This is a genomic window from Pseudanabaena cinerea FACHB-1277 (genome assembly GCF_014696345.1).
In the GTDB taxonomy this organism is placed as follows: domain Bacteria; phylum Cyanobacteriota; class Cyanobacteriia; order Pseudanabaenales; family Pseudanabaenaceae; genus Pseudanabaena; species Pseudanabaena cinerea.
On the sequence record NZ_JACJPY010000019.1, the window covers coordinates 16280 to 36662 of the forward strand.

The following is a 20383-nucleotide window of genomic DNA, read 5'->3' on the forward strand; positions in this document are numbered from 1 at the left end:
ATTCATGTATCAACCAATTCATCCGCGATCGCCCCTTGAGACAATGCCCACGATGTACGATTTACCCAGCGAGTTGGTAGGAGAGTCTGGTTTGCCCGATGAATTTCATTGTATCCAAGCAGATTTACTCACCGAGACTTGTAAACCTGTTGGCTATTTGCCAGAAGAAATTTTACTGGCAAGCGATCTCAATCTTTATTACGATCCTCGTCATACGCAATGGTACAAGCGTCCCGACTGGTATATGGTTTTGGGCGTACCAAGGGCAAATCAACAGGAAGAATTAAGGCTAAGTTATTTAATTTGGCAAGAAGGGGTAACGCCTTTTTTGATCGTGGAGTTATTGTCTCCTGGCACTGAAAATGATGACTTAGGGCAAAGGCTTAGAGAGATTAATCAGCCACCAACTAAGTGGGAGGTTTACGAGCGAATTTTACGAGTTCCTTACTATGTCGTCTACGATCGCTACGAAAATAATCTACGCGCTTTTAAAATTTCTGGTCTGCGTTATGAGGCGATCAAGATCGCTGAAAATCGCTTTTGGCTAAATGAGATTGATTTGGGTTTAGGGCTATGGCAAGGAGTTTATCAAGGCACTGAAGGGCTATGGCTTCGGTGGTATGACCACAATGGCTGGATTCCAACTTCAGCAGAGAGGGCAGAGGCTGCAAGCCAAAGGGCAGAGGCTGCAAGCCAAAGGGCAGAAAAGTTGGCGGCTTATTTGCGATCGCAAGGCATTGATCCTGATAATTTATAAAATTTGATCGTGGAGGTATATGTTTATGACTTCGATCTTGAATTTGCACAAGAATATGGGCAAGGTTTACACAGATTTAACAATTACTAATCGCGGTGATCAGTTTTTGGCTAAACGCGGCTTGATTAATGATAGAGAGGTGCGATCGCTGACGCTGAAAAGGGTATTGGTTGATACGGGTGCGACTACTCTTTGCTTGCCTGAGGATGTGATTGAGACATTAGGTTTAGAGGTTTTGAAGGAGGTTGATGTGGTGACGGCAATGGGTTTGGGTAAAGCTAAAATTTTTCAAGATGCCAAAATTTCTTTGCATGGCAGAGAGGGGACTTTTGAATGTTTAGGGTTGCCAAAGGGCTGTGATGCTCTGCTGGGAGTAATCCCTTTAGAAATGCTGGGCTTGGAGCCAGATTTACAAAATCAAACCCTGCGAGCTTTACCATCGGAGACGGTGGATACCTATTTGACAATTCTTTAAGTGTCGTAGGCTCTTATTTAGATATCGTTAACCGAGGCTAGTTATGTATCAGCCAATTCATCCGCGATCGCCCCTTGAGACGATGCCCACGATGTACGATTTGCCCAGTGAGTTGGTAGGAGAGTCTGGTTTGCCTGACGAGTTTCATTGCATTCAAGCAGATTTACTGACTGAGACTTGTAAACCTGTGGGTTATTTGCCAGAAGAAATTTTACTGGCAAGCGATCTCAATCTTTATTACGACCCTAGACATACGCAGTGGTACAAGCGACCTGACTGGTACATGGTTTTGGGTGTGCCAAAAGCAAATCAACTAGAAGAGCTAAGGCTGAGTTATTTAATTTGGCAAGAGGGCGTTACGCCTTTTTTGATCGTGGAGTTATTGTCCCCTGGTACTGAGGATGAAGATTTAGGGCAGAGGTTGAGAGAAATTAATCAGCCACCAACTAAGTGGGAAGTCTATGAGCGCATTTTGCGAGTCCCTTACTATGTTGTTTACGATCGCTACGAAAATAATCTGCGTGCCTTTGAAATTTCGGGTATGCGTTATAAGCCAATTGCGATCAATGAAAATCGATTCTGGCTAAATGAGATTAATTTGGGTTTAGGGCTATGGCAAGGAGTTTATCAAGGCACTAAAGGGCTGTGGTTGCGTTGGTATGACCAAGCTGGTTGGATTTTAACTTCAGCAGAATGTGCTGAGGCTGAAAGGCAGAGGGCGGATAGGTTGGCGGCTTATTTGCGATCGCAGGGTATCGATCCTGATAATTTACCCATTTAAATTTTCTTCTCCTAGATTAAATTTATGACTAGAAACAAGGATAATCGCAAAAAATTGGAGGGACAATATAGGGCTTTAGAGGAGCATTTACAGAAGATTGCCCACGAAAAAAGTAAGCCTATGGAGATGATCGATCAGGGTTTGATAGCCCACTGGGAAAAAACCGTTGCTAATTGTCGTCAAAATATTGCCAAATTAGAAAGGAGATTAAGTCAATGATTTCTGTTTACAAACATCCGTATGAGCGGTTAGATATATTTTTGAATGAGTATCAATCTAGGTTGGAACAAGCGCTTGCGGCGATTGAGGTAATTAAAAAATCTGACTTGGCTTCGGATGAGTTTTCTCAGGCTCTTGCTGACCTTCATGTTTGCGCGACTGTGATTGAGCCTTATTCGGAGGGTTTGGTGGAGGCGATCGATCAATTTAGCGAGGATAGTCCTGAATAATATCCACGATAAGAGTGGAGAAAATCGCAGAGTATTGATACTGATAATTTACCTGTGTGGGTTTTATGAGGTTAGTTGCTGAACCTTATGCTCAAAAGCGTAAGCAATTTATTAATTTGGTGATCAAATATGTCAAGAAAGGCTCTGGCAGCAGCTTAGAATTTTTAAACAGTCGGAGTTGGACTTATCCTGTGGCAAATCTTAACGAGATTATTAAACAGGCTAATTTTGTGGTGGTTGGGGATGTGGCGACTAGACTATATATGCCTGAAAGAATGACGCTTGATTTAGATATTTTGGTGAAAGCTGAAGATGCTAAATTGGTATATGAAGATTTGGAGAATGCGAAGGGACAGAAAGTTGGGGATTTGAGTATTGCTAGTACTCAATGGCGGTTAGGGGACGGTAAGGCTTTGGTTGTGTGGGCGTTTGATGGGGATTGGGTGGTGGAGGCAGTTAATAGTCCGAATTATGCTCCCGATGGTTTGCCAGTGATCGATCTGCCCTATTTGGTGCTAATGAAGTTAATTGCGGGGCGCAGTCAAGATATTGCGGATATTAGTCGGATGTTGGGTGTGGCGGAAGATTGGCAGTTGGGGCGGGTAAGGATGGCGATCGGTCGGTATTTGCCTAGCGCCTTGGAGGATTTGGATAGTTTGGTGGTTTTGGGTAGGCTGGAGCAGGGTTGAGGGATTTGGGGACTACTGGTTTGATGTGGCGATCAGGGGATGGAGTTTAACAGTTGTGAAAGAGGCTATGGGAATGGGGTTGGACAAGAATGAGATTTTTATGATCGAGAAAGAATGAATTTTTGGGTGTTTGGATTTGCCGAGAAGTTGTGACGTAGTGTCAGATGTGATATAGTTTAAAGCACCTGATTTGACAGAAAATGGTTGGAGTCATCAATTGTTGAGATCGATGCGCGTGGTTTTAGGCAAGAGTAAAAAACTAAAAAGGTTTGTTCCTGTTAGCAATCAGCAGTGGGCTAAGTTTGATCTACTCCGAACTTTAGTTTGGCGAGATTTGGAGGCACGTTATAAAGGTTCAGTTCTGGGAAACTTATGGCCATTGGTTAACCAATTGTCCCAGTTATTGATTTATACCTACGTCTTCGCGATCGTGCTTAAGGTGAAGATCAGTTTGCAGGGTGTACCAGACAATAATTTTACTTTTGGGCTATGGCTATTTGCAGGACTGCTGCCTTGGATTTCATTTACAGGTGGACTGACGCAGGCTTCTAATTCAGTCATTGTTCAGCCGAACTTAGTCAAAAAAGTAGTATTTCCCCTAGCCTTGTTGCCACTTGTACCAGTCTTATCGACATTTATTGAAAGTGCTTTTGGGCTAATAGTGTTAATCTTTTTTGTAGCTTTAACTACCCATACTTTGCATATTACTTTAGCGCTGCTACCGTTGGTTTGGTTCACACAGTTGCTGTTAACGACGGGCTTAGGTTATCTCACCGCAGGCTTAACAGTTTTTTTGCGTGATATCCCACAAACTCTCGGATTGATTTTAAATATTTGGTTTTATATGACACCGATTATTTATCCTGCCTCAGCAATCCCTGAGACTTTTCGCAGTTGGATATTTTGGCTAAACCCAATAGCCTCCATCTCTGCTATATATCGAGATATCATCCTAGTTGGTGAAATAAAACATAGTGCTGAGTGGTGTGTAGCCACTTTAGTTTCTGCACTTATAATGTGGTTTGGATTATCTGTATATCAACGCCTACGACCGTCATTTGCTGATGTTTTATAGGTGTTTAGGTTTGATATATGTATTTTTAAATTTTATGAGACAGATATGGAAGAACAAATAGCAATCACACTAAATAATGTCTCAAAATGCTTTAAGCGCTATGCAAAACCTGCTGATAGATTGAAAGAGATTTTGCTGCCAAACAAAGATTATTCAGAAAGATTTTGGGCTTTACAAGATATTAGTCTGGAAATCCATAAAGGACAAACTATAGGGATCATAGGGCGCAATGGTTCAGGGAAGAGTACATTGTTGCAAATAATTGCTGGAACATTGACGGCAACAACTGGTAATGTAAATGTCAATGGAAGAGTATCCGCTTTATTAGAATTAGGAAGTGGGTTTAATCCAGACTTTACTGGGCGACAAAATGTATTTTTTAATGCTCGTTTATTAGGTCTAAGTCAACAAGAGATTGAAAATAAGTTTGATGAAATTGTGGGATTCGCAGATATTGGAGATTTTATCGATCAACCAGTCAAAACTTATTCTAGTGGAATGTTTGTTCGCTTGGCGTTTGCAGTTGCGGTGAATGTCGAGCCTGAGATTCTAATTATAGATGAGGCTTTGGCTGTTGGGGATATATATTTTCAGCAAAAATGTTTTGACAAATTGGCTTATCTCCGAGAAAAGCAAACAACTCTTTTATTCGTATCCCATGATATGAATGCAGTTCATAGATTATGCGATCGCGCCATTCTGTTGGACTCAGGAAGAGTATCTTTATGGTCAGAGGCTAGACAAGTTATTGATTTATATGAAGTTAATTTGATTAAACACATTACTCAGCTATCTAAGATTGAATCAATGGAGCAATCTGATAATTCAAATAGTGGGTTCACTTCAAATGCAGTATCACAAGATCAAGATATAGATGCTGAGATAGTTGGATCTAAGTCGAAATCTTTTGATTCGGGAAAGGCTAAAGTAGTGTTTGCCAAACTACTGAATATTAGCGATCAGCAAGTTAGAGTCATAATCAGTGAGCAATTAATTAAATTACAGATCGGCATCTTATTTTTACAATCGTTTGACGACCCGTTAATCGGATTTCAAATGCGTGATCGCACTGGATTAATGATTTTTCAAACCAATACTTTTATGATGAATAAGGTTATAGGATCAGTAAGTAAAAACACCTTGGTTGAAGTTATTTTTGAATTTAAGCTCCCCTTATTTGAGGGAGAATATACAATTACAGTTGGTGCAGCTAATAAAGGCAAAGGGCAATGGAGTTTTGAAGAAGGGCTACTTCAAGTTTATGATTCATGTCTTTTAAAGGTCTCAAAAAACCAAGAATCAATAATCTGGTTCGGCTTGGTGAATCTCTCTCCATCTGTTCGCATACAAAAATATGACAATGAATTATTAAAAAGATGACTTATTCTTTTATAATTGCGTTTAAGTTACTGCAATATCAAAAATAGTTTTCGATTTTTAAGTCTCAAAAAAATTAGAATAATCTTGATCTTACTAAATGTCATTTTAAGCTTAGGTAAACTGGATGGAATTAAGGGGCAAGCGAATAAATAAAGTACCTTTTCGGATTTTAGAGAATTGGTTGGGCGGCTTACTCCACCAATTCTGGTTTTATATCTGATGCTTTATTAAATCGCACAGCCCTAAACATCTTCAATTCGTTAGTGATTATCTTTAAAAAATAATGTTACAGACTGATCAACTCATACAGCAAGTTCATGACTACACTTTATGTAGTCCAAGAAAATTAACTAATCTCACAAGAATTTGTCAATATCTTAATCAGTCCAAAATTGAGGGTGATTTTGTCGAATGTGGTACTGCTAAAGGTGGATCTGCGGCGGTAATCTCCAAATTCTTAAATCAACAGAGACATCTTTGGCTCTATGACAGTTATGCAGGTATGCCTAAAACAACTGAAAAAGATGGAGAAGAAGCCAAAAAATGGATTGGTAAATGTGTCGCTTCGGTTGAAGATGTTAGAGAAGTGATGGATCTAGTCTCAACCAATAGCAATGAATACACAATTAAGAAAGGTTGGTTTGATCAAACTTTTTTAGAACCTCTGCCAAAAAAAATTGCACTTTTACATTGTGACGCAGATTGGTACGAATCAGTTTCCCTAGTACTAGAAACTTTCTATCCATTGATTCCAGATGGTGGTTGCATTGTTTTAGATGATTTTGGCTATTGGGAAGGTTGCAGGGAAGCATTTTATGATTTTTGTTTTAAGAATAATGAAAAACCACTTTTAGAAAGAATTGAACTCGATCAAACTTATTGGGTTAAAGGCAAGTCTCATAATCGGCCACAAACCGTCTTGACAGCAGGAATTATAAAAAGCCCTATTGAGCGGTTTCTCGAAGAAGAGTTTCAGCAGCAATACATCTAAATTTCATCCTTGGAACTTGTTGACATATCGCGTTATTCTAGAAATAGAATAATTATCAAAAAGCTAGCATTATCAACCTAAGTTAATGAATAAAAACCTAATTCCAAATAAAGGTCTCAATCTATCAACACTAGGAATGTTGACATTACAAGAAAGACAGTATCTTTATGAATATACTAAACAAGAATATTCTGGCAATGGAGAAATTGTAGATCTAGGGTGTTGGCTCGGCTCATCTACCATCCCGCTAGCCATGGGCTTGGTAGAAAACGCAAATCCACAAACCCAAAGCAGAAAAATTCATGCTTATGATATTTTTATCTGGGAAGCTTGGATGGATCAACTCAGTTGTGTAATTGGCACCCAGTTAGAGGGCAAATTTCAACCTGGCGATAGTTTTTTTGAAGAATGTCAGAGACAAACGTCTTCTTGGGAAAAGCAAATATGCTATCACCCTGGTGATTTAACTCAATTAGGATGGCAAGGTGGTGAAATTGAGTTTTTATTTATTGATGCCATGAAAAGTTGGGAGTTAGCCAATAGCATCATTCATGATTTTTTCCCCTCACTAATCCCAGGTCGATCAACTATTGTTCATCAAGACTTTGTACATTACTACACCTACTGGATACATTTAACTATGTATCGATTCAGAGAGTATTTTGATGTTGTTTACGATATTCCTTACTCTTCTAGCTTGGTTTATAAGTATAAGAAAGCAATACCAGAAGAGCTACTCAAAAATGTCTATTCGGTCGATGATTTTTCCGTAGATGAAATCAACTTGGCTCTGAACCATTCCAGCAATCTTGTTTCTAAAGGAAAACGACCAATTGTTTTGGCAGGCAAAATCAAAGCATTTTCAGAATCTAAAAACGAACAACAATCCGACCTTGTTGACAAAGGACTAGCAGATCTGTATACTATGCAAGCAGAGTTAAACTATCTTTACACTTCATTATCTCATCCAATACAGTGTGTTGAAGATGTTTCCGTTGAGTCTCCTGTAACTGAAAAACACTTCATAGGTGCCTTGGTTCAGAAAAGCAAGAAATTAATTGGGTTTTTAACAAAAAGATAGCCATGAATTTAGTCGTCCCAAGTATGCTAACCTCTGCCGAGAAAGAATATATCTATAGGTATGCTAAGAATGAATTCAAGGCTGTGGGAGAAATTGTTGACCTAGGTTGTTGGCTAGGCTCGTCTACAGTCCCGTTAGCCGCAGGAATTCGAGAAAATTCGGATCCGAAAACCAAGAATCATTTCATTCATGCTTATGATATTTTTATCTGGGAAGCATGGATGGATCAACTTAGTTGTGTTGTGGGGACATCATTAGAAGGAAAATTTAAACCAGGGGATAGCTTTTACGAAGAATGCCTAACTCAAACCTATCCTTGGCGCAAGCAAATTAAGTTTAATCAAGTTGATTTGACCAAAACAACATGGGAAAGTGGGGCTATTGAAATGTTATTTATTGATGCGATGAAAAGCTGGGAATTAGCTAACAGCATCATTCAAAATTTCTTCCCTTCTCTAATTCCAGGTCACTCCATCGTTGTTCATCAAGATTTCACTCACTACTACACCTATTGGATACATTTGACGATGTATAGATTTAGGGAATATTTTGATGTAGTTTATGATATTCCATACTCTGCAAGTCTGGTCTTCAAGTATAAAAAGCAAATTCCCCAAGAAGAACTTCAAAAATTTTATTCTGTGGAATCTTTTGATGTCGATGAAATTAATGCAGCTTTTGACTACTCTGCAAGCTTAGTTTCTCCAGAAAAACGCCCAGTTATTTTGGCAGGTAAAATCAAGGCATTCACTGATCTTGGTACCGATTGGCAACCATATAGAATCGATGCTGCATTAGCAGATTTACATGAAGAATTATCAAAATTTCAAGGTCTGATCCTAGTTAAACAAGAAGGATGGGCTTATTATCGCAAGAAAGTCTTATTAAAGTTAAAACAGATTGTCAAGCATACGATCTGGAAGTCTCGTAGCGATAGCTAAGGCTAAATATACAAATTGAATTTGCCGTCTGATTGATGAGATTTTTGAAAGCCGACACTGAAAACTAGAACTATATGACTGAAATGGATACATCAATTTTAGGAATGCTGTCAATGGAAGAAAGACAGTATCTCTATAAGTACGCACAAAATGAGTATTGTGCAATTGGTGAAATAGTCGATCTCGGGTGTTGGCTTGGTAGTTCAGTCGTTTCTTTAGTAACCGGCTTACAAAAAAACCTCAATTTACCCGCTAGGGATAAGATTATTCATGCCTACGATCTGTTCGTTTGGGAATCATGGATGGATCAATTTGTTGATGGTACTCCCTTAAGTGGACGGTATCAATCTGGGGACAGTTTTTTGCCAGAGTGTTCAAAACTGATTCAGCCTTGGGAAAAACAAATTAAGCTATACCCTGGAGATTTAAGTCAGATAGGTTGGCATGGCGATCCTATAGAATTTCTATTTGTTGATGCAATGAAGTCTTGGTCTCTAGCCAATAGCATCTTACGAAATTTCATCCCTTCTCTGATTCCTAACCACTCAGTTATCGTCCATCAGGACTTTGCTCACTTTGGTACTTATTGGATCCACCTAATAATGTATCGCTTACGGTCTTATTTTGAGCCGATTTATGACATTCCAAATTCTTGGGGTTTGGTATTTAAATATAAACAAGCAATTCCTAATTCACTATTAATGGAGTCCTATGCCCTAGCTAGTTTTGATCGAGCTGAAATTGATGCTGCTTTTGAATACTCAATAGCGATGGTTGCTTCCCAGAAACGATCTCAAATTGTTGGAGCAAAGGTCATAGCTTTGCTGGAGTTAGGAGATCTTGAGCAAGCAGAACTAACGCTAGATCGAGCAATCTCGGATGGATTTTCTCAAGCAGATATTCATCCTCCACTAGGTTTAGGTTTTCCTTCACTAATCTTTAAATATATTCCAGTTTCAAACACAAATCATAGTTCTTATAAAGAATTACTTAACAGTCAAAGCACTCCTATGGATATTACAGTATCCCAGAAAAAACAGATACATCAAAACAATTCAGATGACACGATATATACTGGGGAAAGGCATATGGAGGATCAGTTAGGCGTTGGATTAAACCTAAGTCATATCGATCATATGGTTAGGTATGCATTTACATCTAATTTTGTAAAAGGTAAAAGAGTCCTAGACATCACTTGTGGGAGTGGCTATGGTTCTCAGTTTATGGCAGTGCAAGGAGCAGAGAAAGTCGTTGGAGTTGATATTGATGTTAACTCAATTAAACATGCTCGTAAGTATTATCAACACCCTAATGTTAGTTATATTGAGTCAGATGCTCACCATGTCTCTGAACTTGAAGATGAGTCATTTGACGTTATTATATCTTTTGAAACAATTGAGCATTTGCAATTTCCAAGAGATTTTTTGTTAGAATTGCGTCGTCTGTTAAAACCAGATGGGCAACTTATTATTTCCTGTCCGAATGATTATCGAAGTTCTCCTTGGATTAGTCAATATCATATACATAAGTTCCGTTTTACAGAATTCCGAGACATTATCTTAAACGTCTTTGGAGAAGCATCTTTCCTTTTACAATACAACACTATTACAAGCAGCTTGATCAGACCTACAGGCATTGAAGAACATAATTCACGATTTCAAAACTACCTCTCTCCCTTACCTGAAGGATTTTGGGGCAATCAATATTTAGATAGTATACTTACGGTTGATAATGCCCTTGGTTATTTAGCAGTAGTGGGTATTGCAACAGATCAAATTGTTCATCAATCAAGTATATCGCACTCAGCTTTTCAGGAAGTTATTGACACCTTGAAGTATCAGATGGAGGAAGCTCATAAAAAATCTTATGAATTGCAGCAGGTTTCCTCTGAATTGCAGAAAAAATGTTCTGAATTAAACCAATTACAGAGTATAATTAACAATGAAACGAGCTGTGGCAGGCTTTCTCATATCAAGATAGCTCTTAGACACTTAAAAAAAGCTGTTTCACTCTAGTTATTTACTATTGATGTGCAAAAATCAGCAATTTAATTGCGTGTTTTGTCCAAATTATAGTCGTAGCCACAAAATCTTAGGATAAAATCAAGAGATGGGTATTTTTTCTAGTCCACTTGTTTGGCCAAGCTTAGAACAAGAATTGGCTCCTTATCGTAAATACTGTCGTGGGATAGTCTTGAATGCAGGCTCTGGTTCAAGGTCAATTCAATTGGGACAAAGAGATTTAAACATTGACATAGTTCCTGCTAATCAACCTGATGTTTTGGCTGACTTGCATACAATACCCTTGCGTGATTTATCTGTTGATACTATCGTAAGCATTGCTGTACTTGAGCATACCCGATATCCATGGATAGTAGCCCAAGAATTTTATCGAGTGCTTCGTAATGGTGGTTATGGAATTATTGCGGTTCCTTTTCTCCAACCTCAACATGCCTGTCCCCACGATTATGTGAGATTTACGGAGCAGGGTTTAGTTGAAGTGATGAAATATGTCGGCTTTGAAGTTGTTGAAACTGGACATGTTCATCACTTTGGTCAAACAATGGCATGGTTACTCTGGGAATATCTCAAAGGAAGTAATACAAAAAAATGGATGCTTCCTTTGTGGGGTATTCTAATAAACCAATTATCTAAGGGAAATTTGTTCAAGGGTGATAGCCCAAACACCCATAATACTCACTATGTAGTCGTTCAAAAGCTAGGTGATTCGCCAAACTTTAACGAACTTGGAGCAGATGTAATTAGCGACTTAGATTCAAAAACTTGGTTTTATCCTTTGCTTGCATGTCCTTCTACCAAAAAGCCTCTTAAATTTGTGGATAACAAATTAATTTCTCAAGATGATCGATTTGTCTATAATGTTGAAAATAATATTCCTTGTCTGCTTCCAAAAAATTAGTAATCTTTTAAACTTATAACTATGATAGAAAGTATTGGTCAGGAAAGCATTCAAGTTGATTTTAAGACGCACATAGCAAAAACATTTCCTAGCAAAGTAGATAAAATTGCACTATTAGTTTCTTCGGAGTACGAAGGATACTATAAAAACGGTGGTATTGGCACATACTATAGGGCGCTTAGTGAGCAATTGTTTGAAGATGGATGGTACGTAATTTTACTTCTGTGTGCGACTGAAGAACACTTTCAAGGCAAATCAAAAGTTCCATTTCTTAATCAAGTTTTTTCAGTGACGGAGTGTGAGGAAATCCTGAGTTTACAGCCAATCCACCGAGCAATTTTAGATGACGCAAGATCAAGTTATTACGAATACCAGAGCTTTAATATTTTGTTTTTTACTCAGGCACTTGTAGCTTGCTGTGCAAACGCAAAAGTCTATATTGAGTTTCCTGAGATGTGTGGTTTTGGTTACAGAACTATACAAGCAAAGCGTGTCGGTTTACTCCCAAAATGTGTTACTTCAGTAACTTTACACAGTGGTCATGAATGGGTATATGAAGCTAATGAAAGGTTTAACGTCACATATGCACACAATTTTTGGCAGATTTGTCATTACGAACAAAATTCCTTTGAAAACGCTGATTTAAGCTTCCACCCTTCTAACTTTATTCTCTCTAAGGTGAAAAGCTATGGTTGGAATGTTAGCGCCGCTATTAGGTTGCCATATTTTATCCCATTAATTAATCTTTCTTGTATCGAAACACCTTTAATTGAATCCTTAAAAAATCGAATAGCAGAAAATAAAATTCCGATCATATTCTTTGCTAGGTTAGAAGAAAGGAAAGGATTATGTACGTTTATACAAGCTATTAAAAGATTAGAATCGTCTTCAGCTAATTCTTGCCACTTTATTTTTGTTGGTAAAATTGTGCAACTGAATTCACATCATCTACGACATTTAGATAGTGACCAGTATATTCGTCAGGAATTAACTAATACTTACAGTTATGACATATGTGATGGTCTTTTCAGTGAAGAAGCACTGAATTTAATTAATAGTTTCAATAGAGCTATTGTATGCCTAACAAGTCCTCAAGATAATTTCCCGAATAGCGCGTTGGAAGTAGGGCAATTACCAGTTAGTATTGTGGCTGCTGATACTGGGGGATTTAGAGAAACGCTAGGTTTGTTGAATCGCGACTCTTGCGTGTATTGGTTTCAACCTCAAAGTGTACAATCACTGACTCAAGTTCTTTCTAAATCAATTGAGAATTATAATGAGCTTCCAAATGTTCCCAAGATAGATTTATTGCAGGATACAAATGTCAGTCTTTTGCAAAAAAGGATAGAATACATAGATAATAAGTTTGAATTTGGACGTAAGGAAACTCAAACCTATCCCTTGGTTATCGTAACTATTGTTGTTAAGGATGGAGATTTAAATTTACTAGATTGTTTGGGTAGTCTTTATGCACAGGTTTATCAAAATTTCCAAGTTATAGTATTGGATTTGGCAGTGGAAAATGAAGAAACTCAAAAAGTCTTAAGAAATTCGCAAACTAAGTTTCCAAGTATTAAGGTGGTTCACTGTAGCCATGCTTCAGACTTAACTAGTTTACAAGAATGGATAGATTTAATTCAGCAATCTTCTTGGCTGCTTTTCTGGAATGCTAATAATCTTTCATCTGTAAATATGCTAGATACTTTAGTAAATTCGGCTATAAGTGCTGATGCACTAGTATCATTATGTCCAGCATTAGTAAACTCACAAAATTTACTAGTCCAAAATATGAGATTGGGATATGTATCTCAGTTATTGACTTCAGGATTGAGTAACGTCAATATGTTGCTCAGTACTAAGCTAATGTTTGAACATATGAATTGGCCGATAGGTTTTGAAGTAGGTAGTTTGGCAAAGTATTTACTAGCTACTGTAATTACTACTGGAGAAAAAATTGCCTATTTCCCCTATCCGCTTTATCTAGATATTAGTAAGAATACTAATTTAGACAAAGAAGTTTTACTGAAGGATTCTTTTCAGATGCGTCAGTATATAGCTTCTATTGAGCCATTGGCTTGGAATGAACGTCAAATTTATATGTTACTATCGGGATTACAGCAAATTGAATTTCAATCTGGTTTTGTTCAATCATTTAAGAACTTGGCTGGTTACGATATCAAGACTCTTTTTAATGCTCTTGCTTGGAAAGTCATTAGAATAATACAGAGTCGAATTTCTAAATATGAAAACATGAAACTTATATCATTTGTAAGAATTCGTTTAATTAAATTCTTCTCTGGCAGTAAAATCTGAATTTATTTTTATTATGAAATATGAAATGGTTTTAGTTGTTTTATTAGTTTTGAAATTTTAATAAGTTTTTTAATACAATACTAAGCGTATTTATACTCTTACAAATTCTTGCAGATTAATGTTAATTAGCATTTAAGTAGCCTTTTGAAAATTCAAATTAATATAAAGAATCAGGTGAACTATAAAAGTGATAAACGAAAGTAAACAAACTCTCCGAGTACTACAGATTATTGATGATGCAAGCATTGGTGGCGGTCAAATTCATGTTTTGTTGTTATCTAAGTATTTACTAAGTATGGATATTAAAGTGACGATCGCCACTGCATCGGTTGGGTGGTTAGTTGAACAGGCAAATATTTTAGATATACCTGTCTGCCCGATTGATATATCGAACAAAATTACATGGCGTGCTTTTGAAAGTATTCATCGTCTATTAAAGATTCAAGATTTTGATGTAATTCATACTCATGGCGGCACAGCAGGATTTTGGGGTAGATTAGTGGCTAAAATATTGCAGCATAAATCTAAAATTATCCATTCGTATCATGGGTTGCATTACCTCAACATTTTTCAGAATAGGCAAATGAGACAGAGATTAAAGAATATACTGTTTAAAACAATAGACCAATTAACTTTAAATGTTACTGATCATATAATTTGTGTATGCCTTTCTGATTATGAGAAAGCGATCACTGCCAATGTAGCATCTCCATCAAAAACATCAATTGTTAATTACGGCATTGATATAGTTAAATTTTCGCAGCCGATTAACAAAGAAATATCTCGGAAAATATTTGATATTGCCCCAACCGAATTTATATTCGGTAATGTGGGCAGACTCCATGAACAAAAAGGACATCAATATCTGTTAAAAGCCTTTGCCAAAGTCAGCGATCGCGCCAGATTGCTAATTATTGGTGATGGCGACCTCAAAGATGAATTAATCAAACTTGCTGATGATTTACAAATTAGCGATCGCATTACCTTTTTAGGTGCGCGTTCTGATGTTCACGAATTTTTATCAGCGATCGATGTTTTTGTAATGCCCTCACTTTGGGAAGGTCAACCGATTGCCTTGTTAGAAGCTTTAGCAATGGGTAAGCCCTGTATTGTTAGCGATGTTGATGGGATTTCTGAAGTTATTACCAACAATGTTAATGGTTATCTCGTCAAGCCCAAAGATATCGCAGGACTAACTCAAGCAATGAACCAATCGATCGACAATCCAGAGGTTCTTAAGCAACTTGCCAATTCTGGGGTTAATACAATTACCGAAAAGTTTTTAGCTCAAAATATGGCAAAGGCGATCGCCGATATTTACTTGACTCAGATAATTTAGAAAAGCAGTAATGACAATATCGTAGGTATTTTGGTAATAAATATACTAATAGCAAAGTGTCACGCCAGAACCTATCAAACCTATGGTTGTGCAAATAACCACAACCGCATTATTCGCAATTTTAGTAGATTGCTAGAATCGCCAGCCTATGAAGTTTTTATTAGTGACTTACGCTTGTGGATTCCTGCTTACAACGAATATACCTATCCAGATATTTTATTAATTCAAGGCGAGCCAAGTTTCCAAGAAAACCGTACAGATACGGTGATTAATCCCAGTATCATTATCGAAGTTTTATCTAAATCCACTAGCAACCGCGATCGCGGTGACAGATTTGCATTTTACCGTTCGCTTAACACATTTCAAGAATATATTTTAGTTGATCAATATCGAGTTCACATCGAACAGTTTCGCAAAAATGACGATGGTAACTGGTTACTGAGAGAATCTGATGATCAAAATGGAATTCTGAGTTTAGCAAATGGGCTTTACCAGATTGCTCACCGTGACATCTACGCAAAAGTCAAATTTGATCAGGTATAAAAGTTTTTAACTCAAATTATGGCAAAGGAGGCGGTTTTCGCCTTGTCCGTACCAATGGGAAAACCGAAGATAAAAATAGACCTGTTGGGAAATGAAAATAAAGCACAGGGCGATTTTTACTGTTTCCATCCATTTTTATGCAGAATCTAAATAGAAGTTCCATAAACCAGCAGCATTCAACATAAGACGATCATCAAAATTATTTATACGATTGCGATAAACTGCTGTTACGGAATTATATCGTTTCATCCCAGGGACGATCAGTTTTTTGGGTGAGGGGTGATCGTTTGTTGATTTTTATGATCGCGGTAAGGTCTAAATCTGGTTGTAAAAAAAACTGTAAATGCCCATATCCTCCAATACTGCTTGGTTAAGCCTAAAAAATAATTACACGTTAGGTTGAGTTGAGAAACGAGAACCAACATTATCGAGATTTTGTTGGGTTTCGCTGTCGCTCAACCCAACCTACATTTCTAAAGTATTTGTAGAATTTTCCTGTGGCTGAACTATATAATAAACAGTGCGATCGCGTATCTTGTAGGGTGCGTTATTGAAATGTAATGCACCTTAGCAAAGATATATATTCCCAAGTTAGTATTAGTTTTAACATAGCTATAGAAATGGCAAAATCAACATCTCCGAAATTCTGGCAACCTTTAAAGTACCTTGATATTCTGCAAGCCCGATCTGCATATCCTGCTGTCCTGCTGCCGCATTAGCGCGATAGGTTCTAAATAAATAGTCCCACCAAGATAGGCTAAAGCCATAATTACTGTTGGTTTCTTGAGGAATGACGGAATGATGGACGCGGTGCATATCAGGAGTGACAAGCAGATAGCGCAACCAACGATCGCCTGATTTGGGAATATGCACATTGCCATGATTGAACAAGGCGGTACTATTGAGAATGGTTTCAAAGATCAAAACCGCGATCGCTGGCGTTCCCAATAGCAGAATGGCGATAATTTTAATGAGCATTGAGAGCAGGATTTCTAAGGGATGGAAGCGCAAGCCTGTCGTCACATCAAAATCGAGATCGGCGTGATGCACTTTATGCAAGCGCCAGAATATTGGCAGGGTATGGAACATGAGATGTTGACCATAGATGATTAAATCTAAAAGCAGCACCGATAGAAATATTTCGAGACCGTCGTTAAGGTCAATCAGATTAAATAAGCCCCAACCCTGCTGTTTGGCGATCGCCGCCACCCCCACCGCCGCCATCGGCAGCACTGCCCTCAAGATCAAGGTATTGAGAACCACTAAACTCAGGTTGTTGATCCAACGCAGGGGCTTAGAAATTATCAGCATTCTTCTAGGGGCGATCGCTTCCCATATCGCCATAATCACAAAAGTACCACAGAAAAAACTTAATCGAATTAGCGCTTCATTATTCATAGTTTTTCATTTTCTCGGTTTTGGCTGTGTCATCGGCACAACCAAAACCTTAACAACAGCCGCCGCCGTTATAATGCCAAGTTGGATCGGTGATGATCACATCTTGAGGGAATTGGGCAGCAAGAGTTTTGGCGGTTTTATCACAAACTGCCACAGGATTACCTCGCAGTAACATATGTCCTGCGCGATCGTCGAGCATTTCTTCATTGCCATTATAAATCGCAGTTCTGCCTGTAAAAATGCAAGCGCCATCCTTGGGAATGGGAACCTTAAAAGAGACAGAATCTAAGCTCTCCAATAATAGGGGTGCGTCTAAATTGAAGGTTTGCGTATCGAGCAGTCGATAGGGGCGACGGGCGCGAATTTCCACCTGTCCAAAGCCTGCATCGATCAACTGCTGCGTATATTCAGCATAGGTCATCGCCCCAGAGAGACACATAGCGCGAAGGCGTTCATCCCTTTGCAAATGGCTAGGAATTGGACGGGTGGCGATGGGATCGCTCATGATCAAGCGTCCTTTGGGTTTGAGAACGCGGTAAACTTCTTTTAGAGCGCGGCGCAAATCATCGGGTTCAAAAATATTAAATAGACAGTTTTGAGCAACCACATCCACGGAGGCATCGGCAACGGGCAGGGCGAAAGCATCACCATCAAGGATTTTCACAAATTCAGGCTGAAACCATGAATTTTCTTGGGCGGCTATTTGCAAATTGCGGGTGGCGGCTTCACGCATGGCGGCTACGGGATCAACGGCAATCACGGCGCTAGGTCGGCGGCAGAAATAGGCAAATTGCAAAGCTTCCAATCCGCCACCCACGCCGATATACAAGACCGTTGGCGCACCCGTTAGCTCGGTCGGATGAATGGTTGTGCCACAGCCATAGTTCATCTGTTGGATGATTTCAGGAATTTTGAGATCGGGATATTGCAAAGGTGGGGTGCTGATGCAGCATAGCCCCACTTGAGGCGTGGCGGCAGCCTCGGCATAAAATTTGGCAGTAGTTTCGAGATAGGTCATTTTTTTGATATTACAAGACTAGGATGTGCGGCGCGAAGCGCCGCACATCCTAGAAATTAGAACAGTGACAACTTGGATAATAACTTTAAAAACGATTGGGTGCGTGGGGTTAGTAAGGTTTTGCGGTAGGCATCGGCGGCTTTTTTGATGGCATCGGCTTGGGTGGGATAGCTATGAATCACCGAAGATAAAGTGCTTAAGCCCTGCTTAGCCACGATCGCCAAACTAATTTCGCTAATCATTTCGCCAGCATGACGCGCCACGATCGTTGCCCCTAAAATGCGATCAATGCCCTTTTGATGCAAAATTTTCACAAAGCCATCGGTTTCACCATCAAAAATAGCGCGATCAACCGCCCTAAAATCAATCTTGATCTCATTGGTTTCTAGCCCCTTTGCCTTAGCTTCCGCCGCATACATCCCCACATGGGCAATTTCAGGATCGGTAAAAGTTACCCAAGGCATTACCAAATTGCTCAGTTTGCTTTTGCCCAGCCCAAAGGGGGCAAATAGGGCGTTTTTGATCACAATTCGCGCCGCCGCGTCCGCCGCATGGGTAAATTTCCAATCCATGCAAATGTCACCCGCCGCGAAAATATGGGGATTGCTAGTTTGCAAATAATCATTGACGATCACGCCGCGCCGCCGATCATACTCAACTGCCGCCGCCTCTAGGTTCAAGCCTTCTACATTAGGCGATCGCCCCGCACCCAATAAAATTTCGTCAACAGTAATACTGCCACTACCCCCCTTTTGAATGCCATTTTGAATACCATTTTGTTGATAATGGAGAACCTTACCCGTTTCTCCCTGCTCCACCCGTTCTAACTGCACATTCAGCAAGAGATTAACGCCATCCTGCTGTAACTGCTGCTGAATAATCGCCGCCGCCTCAGCATCTTCCCGATCCAAAAGATGATCATTTTTATGAATTAACGTAACAGCACAGCCCAAACGCTGAAAGGCTTGCGCCAACTCACAGCCGATCGGTCCACCACCAATCACGGCTAACCTTTGCGGACACTCTGTCAAAGAAAATACGGTTTCATTGGTCAGATATCCTACCGCCTCTAAGCCCTGTAGCTGCGGACGCGCCGCCCTTGCACCCGTGGCGATCGCCGCCCGCTTAAACCGCAAGCACTTACCATTCACCATCACCTTTTGGCGATCCACAAACTGCGCTGCCCCTAAAAATACATCCACACCCAAATTGCGAAACCGCGCTGCCGAGTCATGATGGCTAATGCCTGCACGGATACGCCGCATTCTTGCCATCACCGCCGCAAAGTCAATGGCGATCGGCTCAGGGGCATGAATGCCAAAGTCTGCCGCCCCGTGCATATCCGCCACCACCCGCGCCGAACGGATCACAGATTTAGAAGGCACACAGCCCACGTTCAGGCAATCGCCCCCCATGAGGTTTTTTTCAATCAATGCCACCTTTAAACCTAGCCCCAACCCCGCCGCTCCTGCGGCAATCACTAGCCCTGCGGTTCCTGCCCCAATTACCACCAGGTCATAGCATGGCGCAGGTTCAGGATCTACCCAATCTAAAGGATGCACATGAGCCAGCAGGGACTGGTTATATTCATCCATCGGTTGCAGCATTGCTGCATACTCATGGGAATCAGATGGGGCGTTATTCATGGCAGTTATTACTTTGCAGAAGGCTGGGAAGAATTAATTGCTATGGCTTTCCCCATTGCCTTTTATTCTATAGCAAGTACGAATCCAGCAAACCAACAGCAACTTAAATGTGATCGAATGTGATTGCGATCGCATCAAACTAGCGATATGACACCACCCTCACCCTGATAACAATCACCTTCTAGACAGACAGCTATCACCACTCTCAGTCTTCAGTAAGAAGACACTATTAGCTGTAGATATTTGTGGAAATGAAACAATCATGAGCCGTCAAAGTGTAATCAGGGATTTAGTCAACCGTGCCTTAATCATCAAGAGCCTTACCCCAGAGCTAGAAGGTATGATCAATAGCCAATTGTCGGCACAGGGCTATATCAGCGATAATGATTATGAGGCATTGGAATATTTGATGCAGGCGGTCGATCAAGGCAAGGTGCGTCAAACTGCTTCAAGCCATTTGCAAGCGAGTGAGCCTCAAGAACTTGTGTACAGTTATTTACCGATCAATGAGAAAGACTAAGTAACTAAATACTGTGTAATAAATTACGAAGCTCAAAGCTTAAACCCGTTTCAACGGGTTGATTGTAG

20 protein-coding genes are annotated in these 20383 nt (G+C 39.6%); 17 read left to right on the plus strand and 3 right to left on the minus strand.

What is annotated here, in order from left to right; translation table 11 throughout:
- Positions 1-4 precede the first annotated feature (4 nt).
- The 16 genes from H6F44_RS08185 (at position 5) to H6F44_RS08260 (ending at position 15733) form a co-directional block, all read left to right on the plus strand.
- Positions 5-757, plus strand: coding sequence for a Uma2 family endonuclease (locus H6F44_RS08185; protein ID WP_190350464.1), 753 nt, complete (start codon positions 5-7; stop codon positions 755-757).
- A 25-nt stretch (positions 758-782) separates the two neighbouring features.
- Positions 783-1232 (plus strand): retroviral-like aspartic protease family protein, encoded by a 450-nt coding sequence (locus H6F44_RS08190; RefSeq protein WP_242016493.1) that lies wholly within the window; start codon positions 783-785, stop codon positions 1230-1232.
- Between the two features lie 43 nt (positions 1233-1275).
- Positions 1276-2013 (plus strand): Uma2 family endonuclease, encoded by a 738-nt coding sequence (locus H6F44_RS08195; protein ID WP_190350465.1) that lies wholly within the window; start codon positions 1276-1278, stop codon positions 2011-2013.
- A gap of 24 nt (positions 2014-2037) precedes the next feature.
- A complete protein-coding gene (locus H6F44_RS08200) occupies positions 2038-2232 on the plus strand; it encodes a hypothetical protein (protein ID WP_190350466.1) in 195 nt (64 codons plus the stop codon).
- Entirely contained in the window at positions 2229-2462 is a 234-nt protein-coding gene (locus H6F44_RS08205; RefSeq protein ID WP_190350467.1) for a hypothetical protein, read from the plus strand. Before H6F44_RS08200 ends, H6F44_RS08205 begins: the two co-directional genes overlap by 4 nt.
- A gap of 65 nt (positions 2463-2527) precedes the next feature.
- On the plus strand, positions 2528-3151 hold the full coding sequence (locus H6F44_RS08210) for a hypothetical protein (RefSeq protein WP_190350468.1): 624 nt from the start codon (positions 2528-2530) through the stop codon (positions 3149-3151).
- Positions 3152-3380: 229 nt separating this feature from the next.
- Positions 3381-4226, plus strand: coding sequence for an ABC transporter permease (locus H6F44_RS08215; RefSeq protein ID WP_190350500.1), 846 nt, complete (start codon positions 3381-3383; stop codon positions 4224-4226).
- Between the two features lie 45 nt (positions 4227-4271).
- Positions 4272-5606 (plus strand): ABC transporter ATP-binding protein, encoded by a 1335-nt coding sequence (locus H6F44_RS08220; protein ID WP_190350469.1) that lies wholly within the window; start codon positions 4272-4274, stop codon positions 5604-5606.
- 283 nt (positions 5607-5889) lie between these two features.
- On the plus strand, positions 5890-6597 hold the full coding sequence (locus H6F44_RS08225; RefSeq protein ID WP_190350470.1) for a TylF/MycF/NovP-related O-methyltransferase: 708 nt from the start codon (positions 5890-5892) through the stop codon (positions 6595-6597).
- Between the two features lie 85 nt (positions 6598-6682).
- Entirely contained in the window at positions 6683-7678 is a 996-nt protein-coding gene (locus H6F44_RS08230; RefSeq protein WP_190350471.1) for a hypothetical protein, read from the plus strand.
- Positions 7679-7680: 2 nt separating this feature from the next.
- A complete protein-coding gene (locus H6F44_RS08235; RefSeq protein ID WP_190350472.1) occupies positions 7681-8619 on the plus strand; it encodes a hypothetical protein in 939 nt (312 codons plus the stop codon).
- Between the two features lie 74 nt (positions 8620-8693).
- On the plus strand, positions 8694-10634 hold the full coding sequence (locus H6F44_RS08240; RefSeq protein ID WP_190350473.1) for a class I SAM-dependent methyltransferase: 1941 nt from the start codon (positions 8694-8696) through the stop codon (positions 10632-10634).
- Positions 10635-10728: 94 nt separating this feature from the next.
- On the plus strand, positions 10729-11538 hold the full coding sequence (locus tag H6F44_RS08245; protein WP_190350474.1) for a class I SAM-dependent methyltransferase: 810 nt from the start codon (positions 10729-10731) through the stop codon (positions 11536-11538).
- A gap of 21 nt (positions 11539-11559) precedes the next feature.
- Positions 11560-13851: a glycosyltransferase family 4 protein gene (locus H6F44_RS08250; RefSeq protein ID WP_190350475.1), complete on the plus strand. Its 2292-nt coding sequence runs from the start codon at positions 11560-11562 to the stop codon at positions 13849-13851.
- Between the two features lie 187 nt (positions 13852-14038).
- Positions 14039-15190 (plus strand): glycosyltransferase family 4 protein, encoded by a 1152-nt coding sequence (locus H6F44_RS08255; protein WP_190350476.1) that lies wholly within the window; start codon positions 14039-14041, stop codon positions 15188-15190.
- 30 nt (positions 15191-15220) lie between these two features.
- Positions 15221-15733 (plus strand): Uma2 family endonuclease, encoded by a 513-nt coding sequence (locus H6F44_RS08260; protein WP_199302049.1) that lies wholly within the window; start codon positions 15221-15223, stop codon positions 15731-15733.
- 612 nt (positions 15734-16345) lie between these two features.
- Here H6F44_RS08260 and H6F44_RS08265 read toward each other — a convergent pair.
- The 3 genes from H6F44_RS08265 to H6F44_RS08275 are packed head-to-tail and all read right to left on the minus strand — an operon-like array spanning position 16346 to position 19795.
- Positions 16346-17131, minus strand: a complete 786-nt coding sequence (locus H6F44_RS08265) for a sterol desaturase family protein (protein ID WP_190350477.1) — start codon at positions 17129-17131, stop codon at positions 16346-16348.
- Positions 17132-17180: 49 nt separating this feature from the next.
- The gene (gene arsM / locus H6F44_RS08270) at positions 17181-18149 is read right to left on the minus strand and encodes an arsenosugar biosynthesis arsenite methyltransferase ArsM (RefSeq protein ID WP_190350478.1); all 969 of its coding nucleotides are present in this window, start codon (positions 18147-18149) and stop codon (positions 17181-17183) included.
- Positions 18150-18205: 56 nt separating this feature from the next.
- A complete protein-coding gene (locus H6F44_RS08275; RefSeq protein WP_190350479.1) occupies positions 18206-19795 on the minus strand; it encodes a mercuric reductase in 1590 nt (529 codons plus the stop codon).
- A gap of 262 nt (positions 19796-20057) precedes the next feature.
- Here H6F44_RS08275 and H6F44_RS08280 point away from each other — a divergent pair, with 262 nt between their 5' ends.
- Positions 20058-20315 carry a hypothetical protein gene (locus H6F44_RS08280; protein WP_190350502.1) on the plus strand — a complete coding sequence of 86 codons (258 nt, stop codon included), beginning with the start codon at positions 20058-20060 and terminating at the stop codon, positions 20313-20315.
- Positions 20316-20383: the final 68 nt, after the last annotated feature.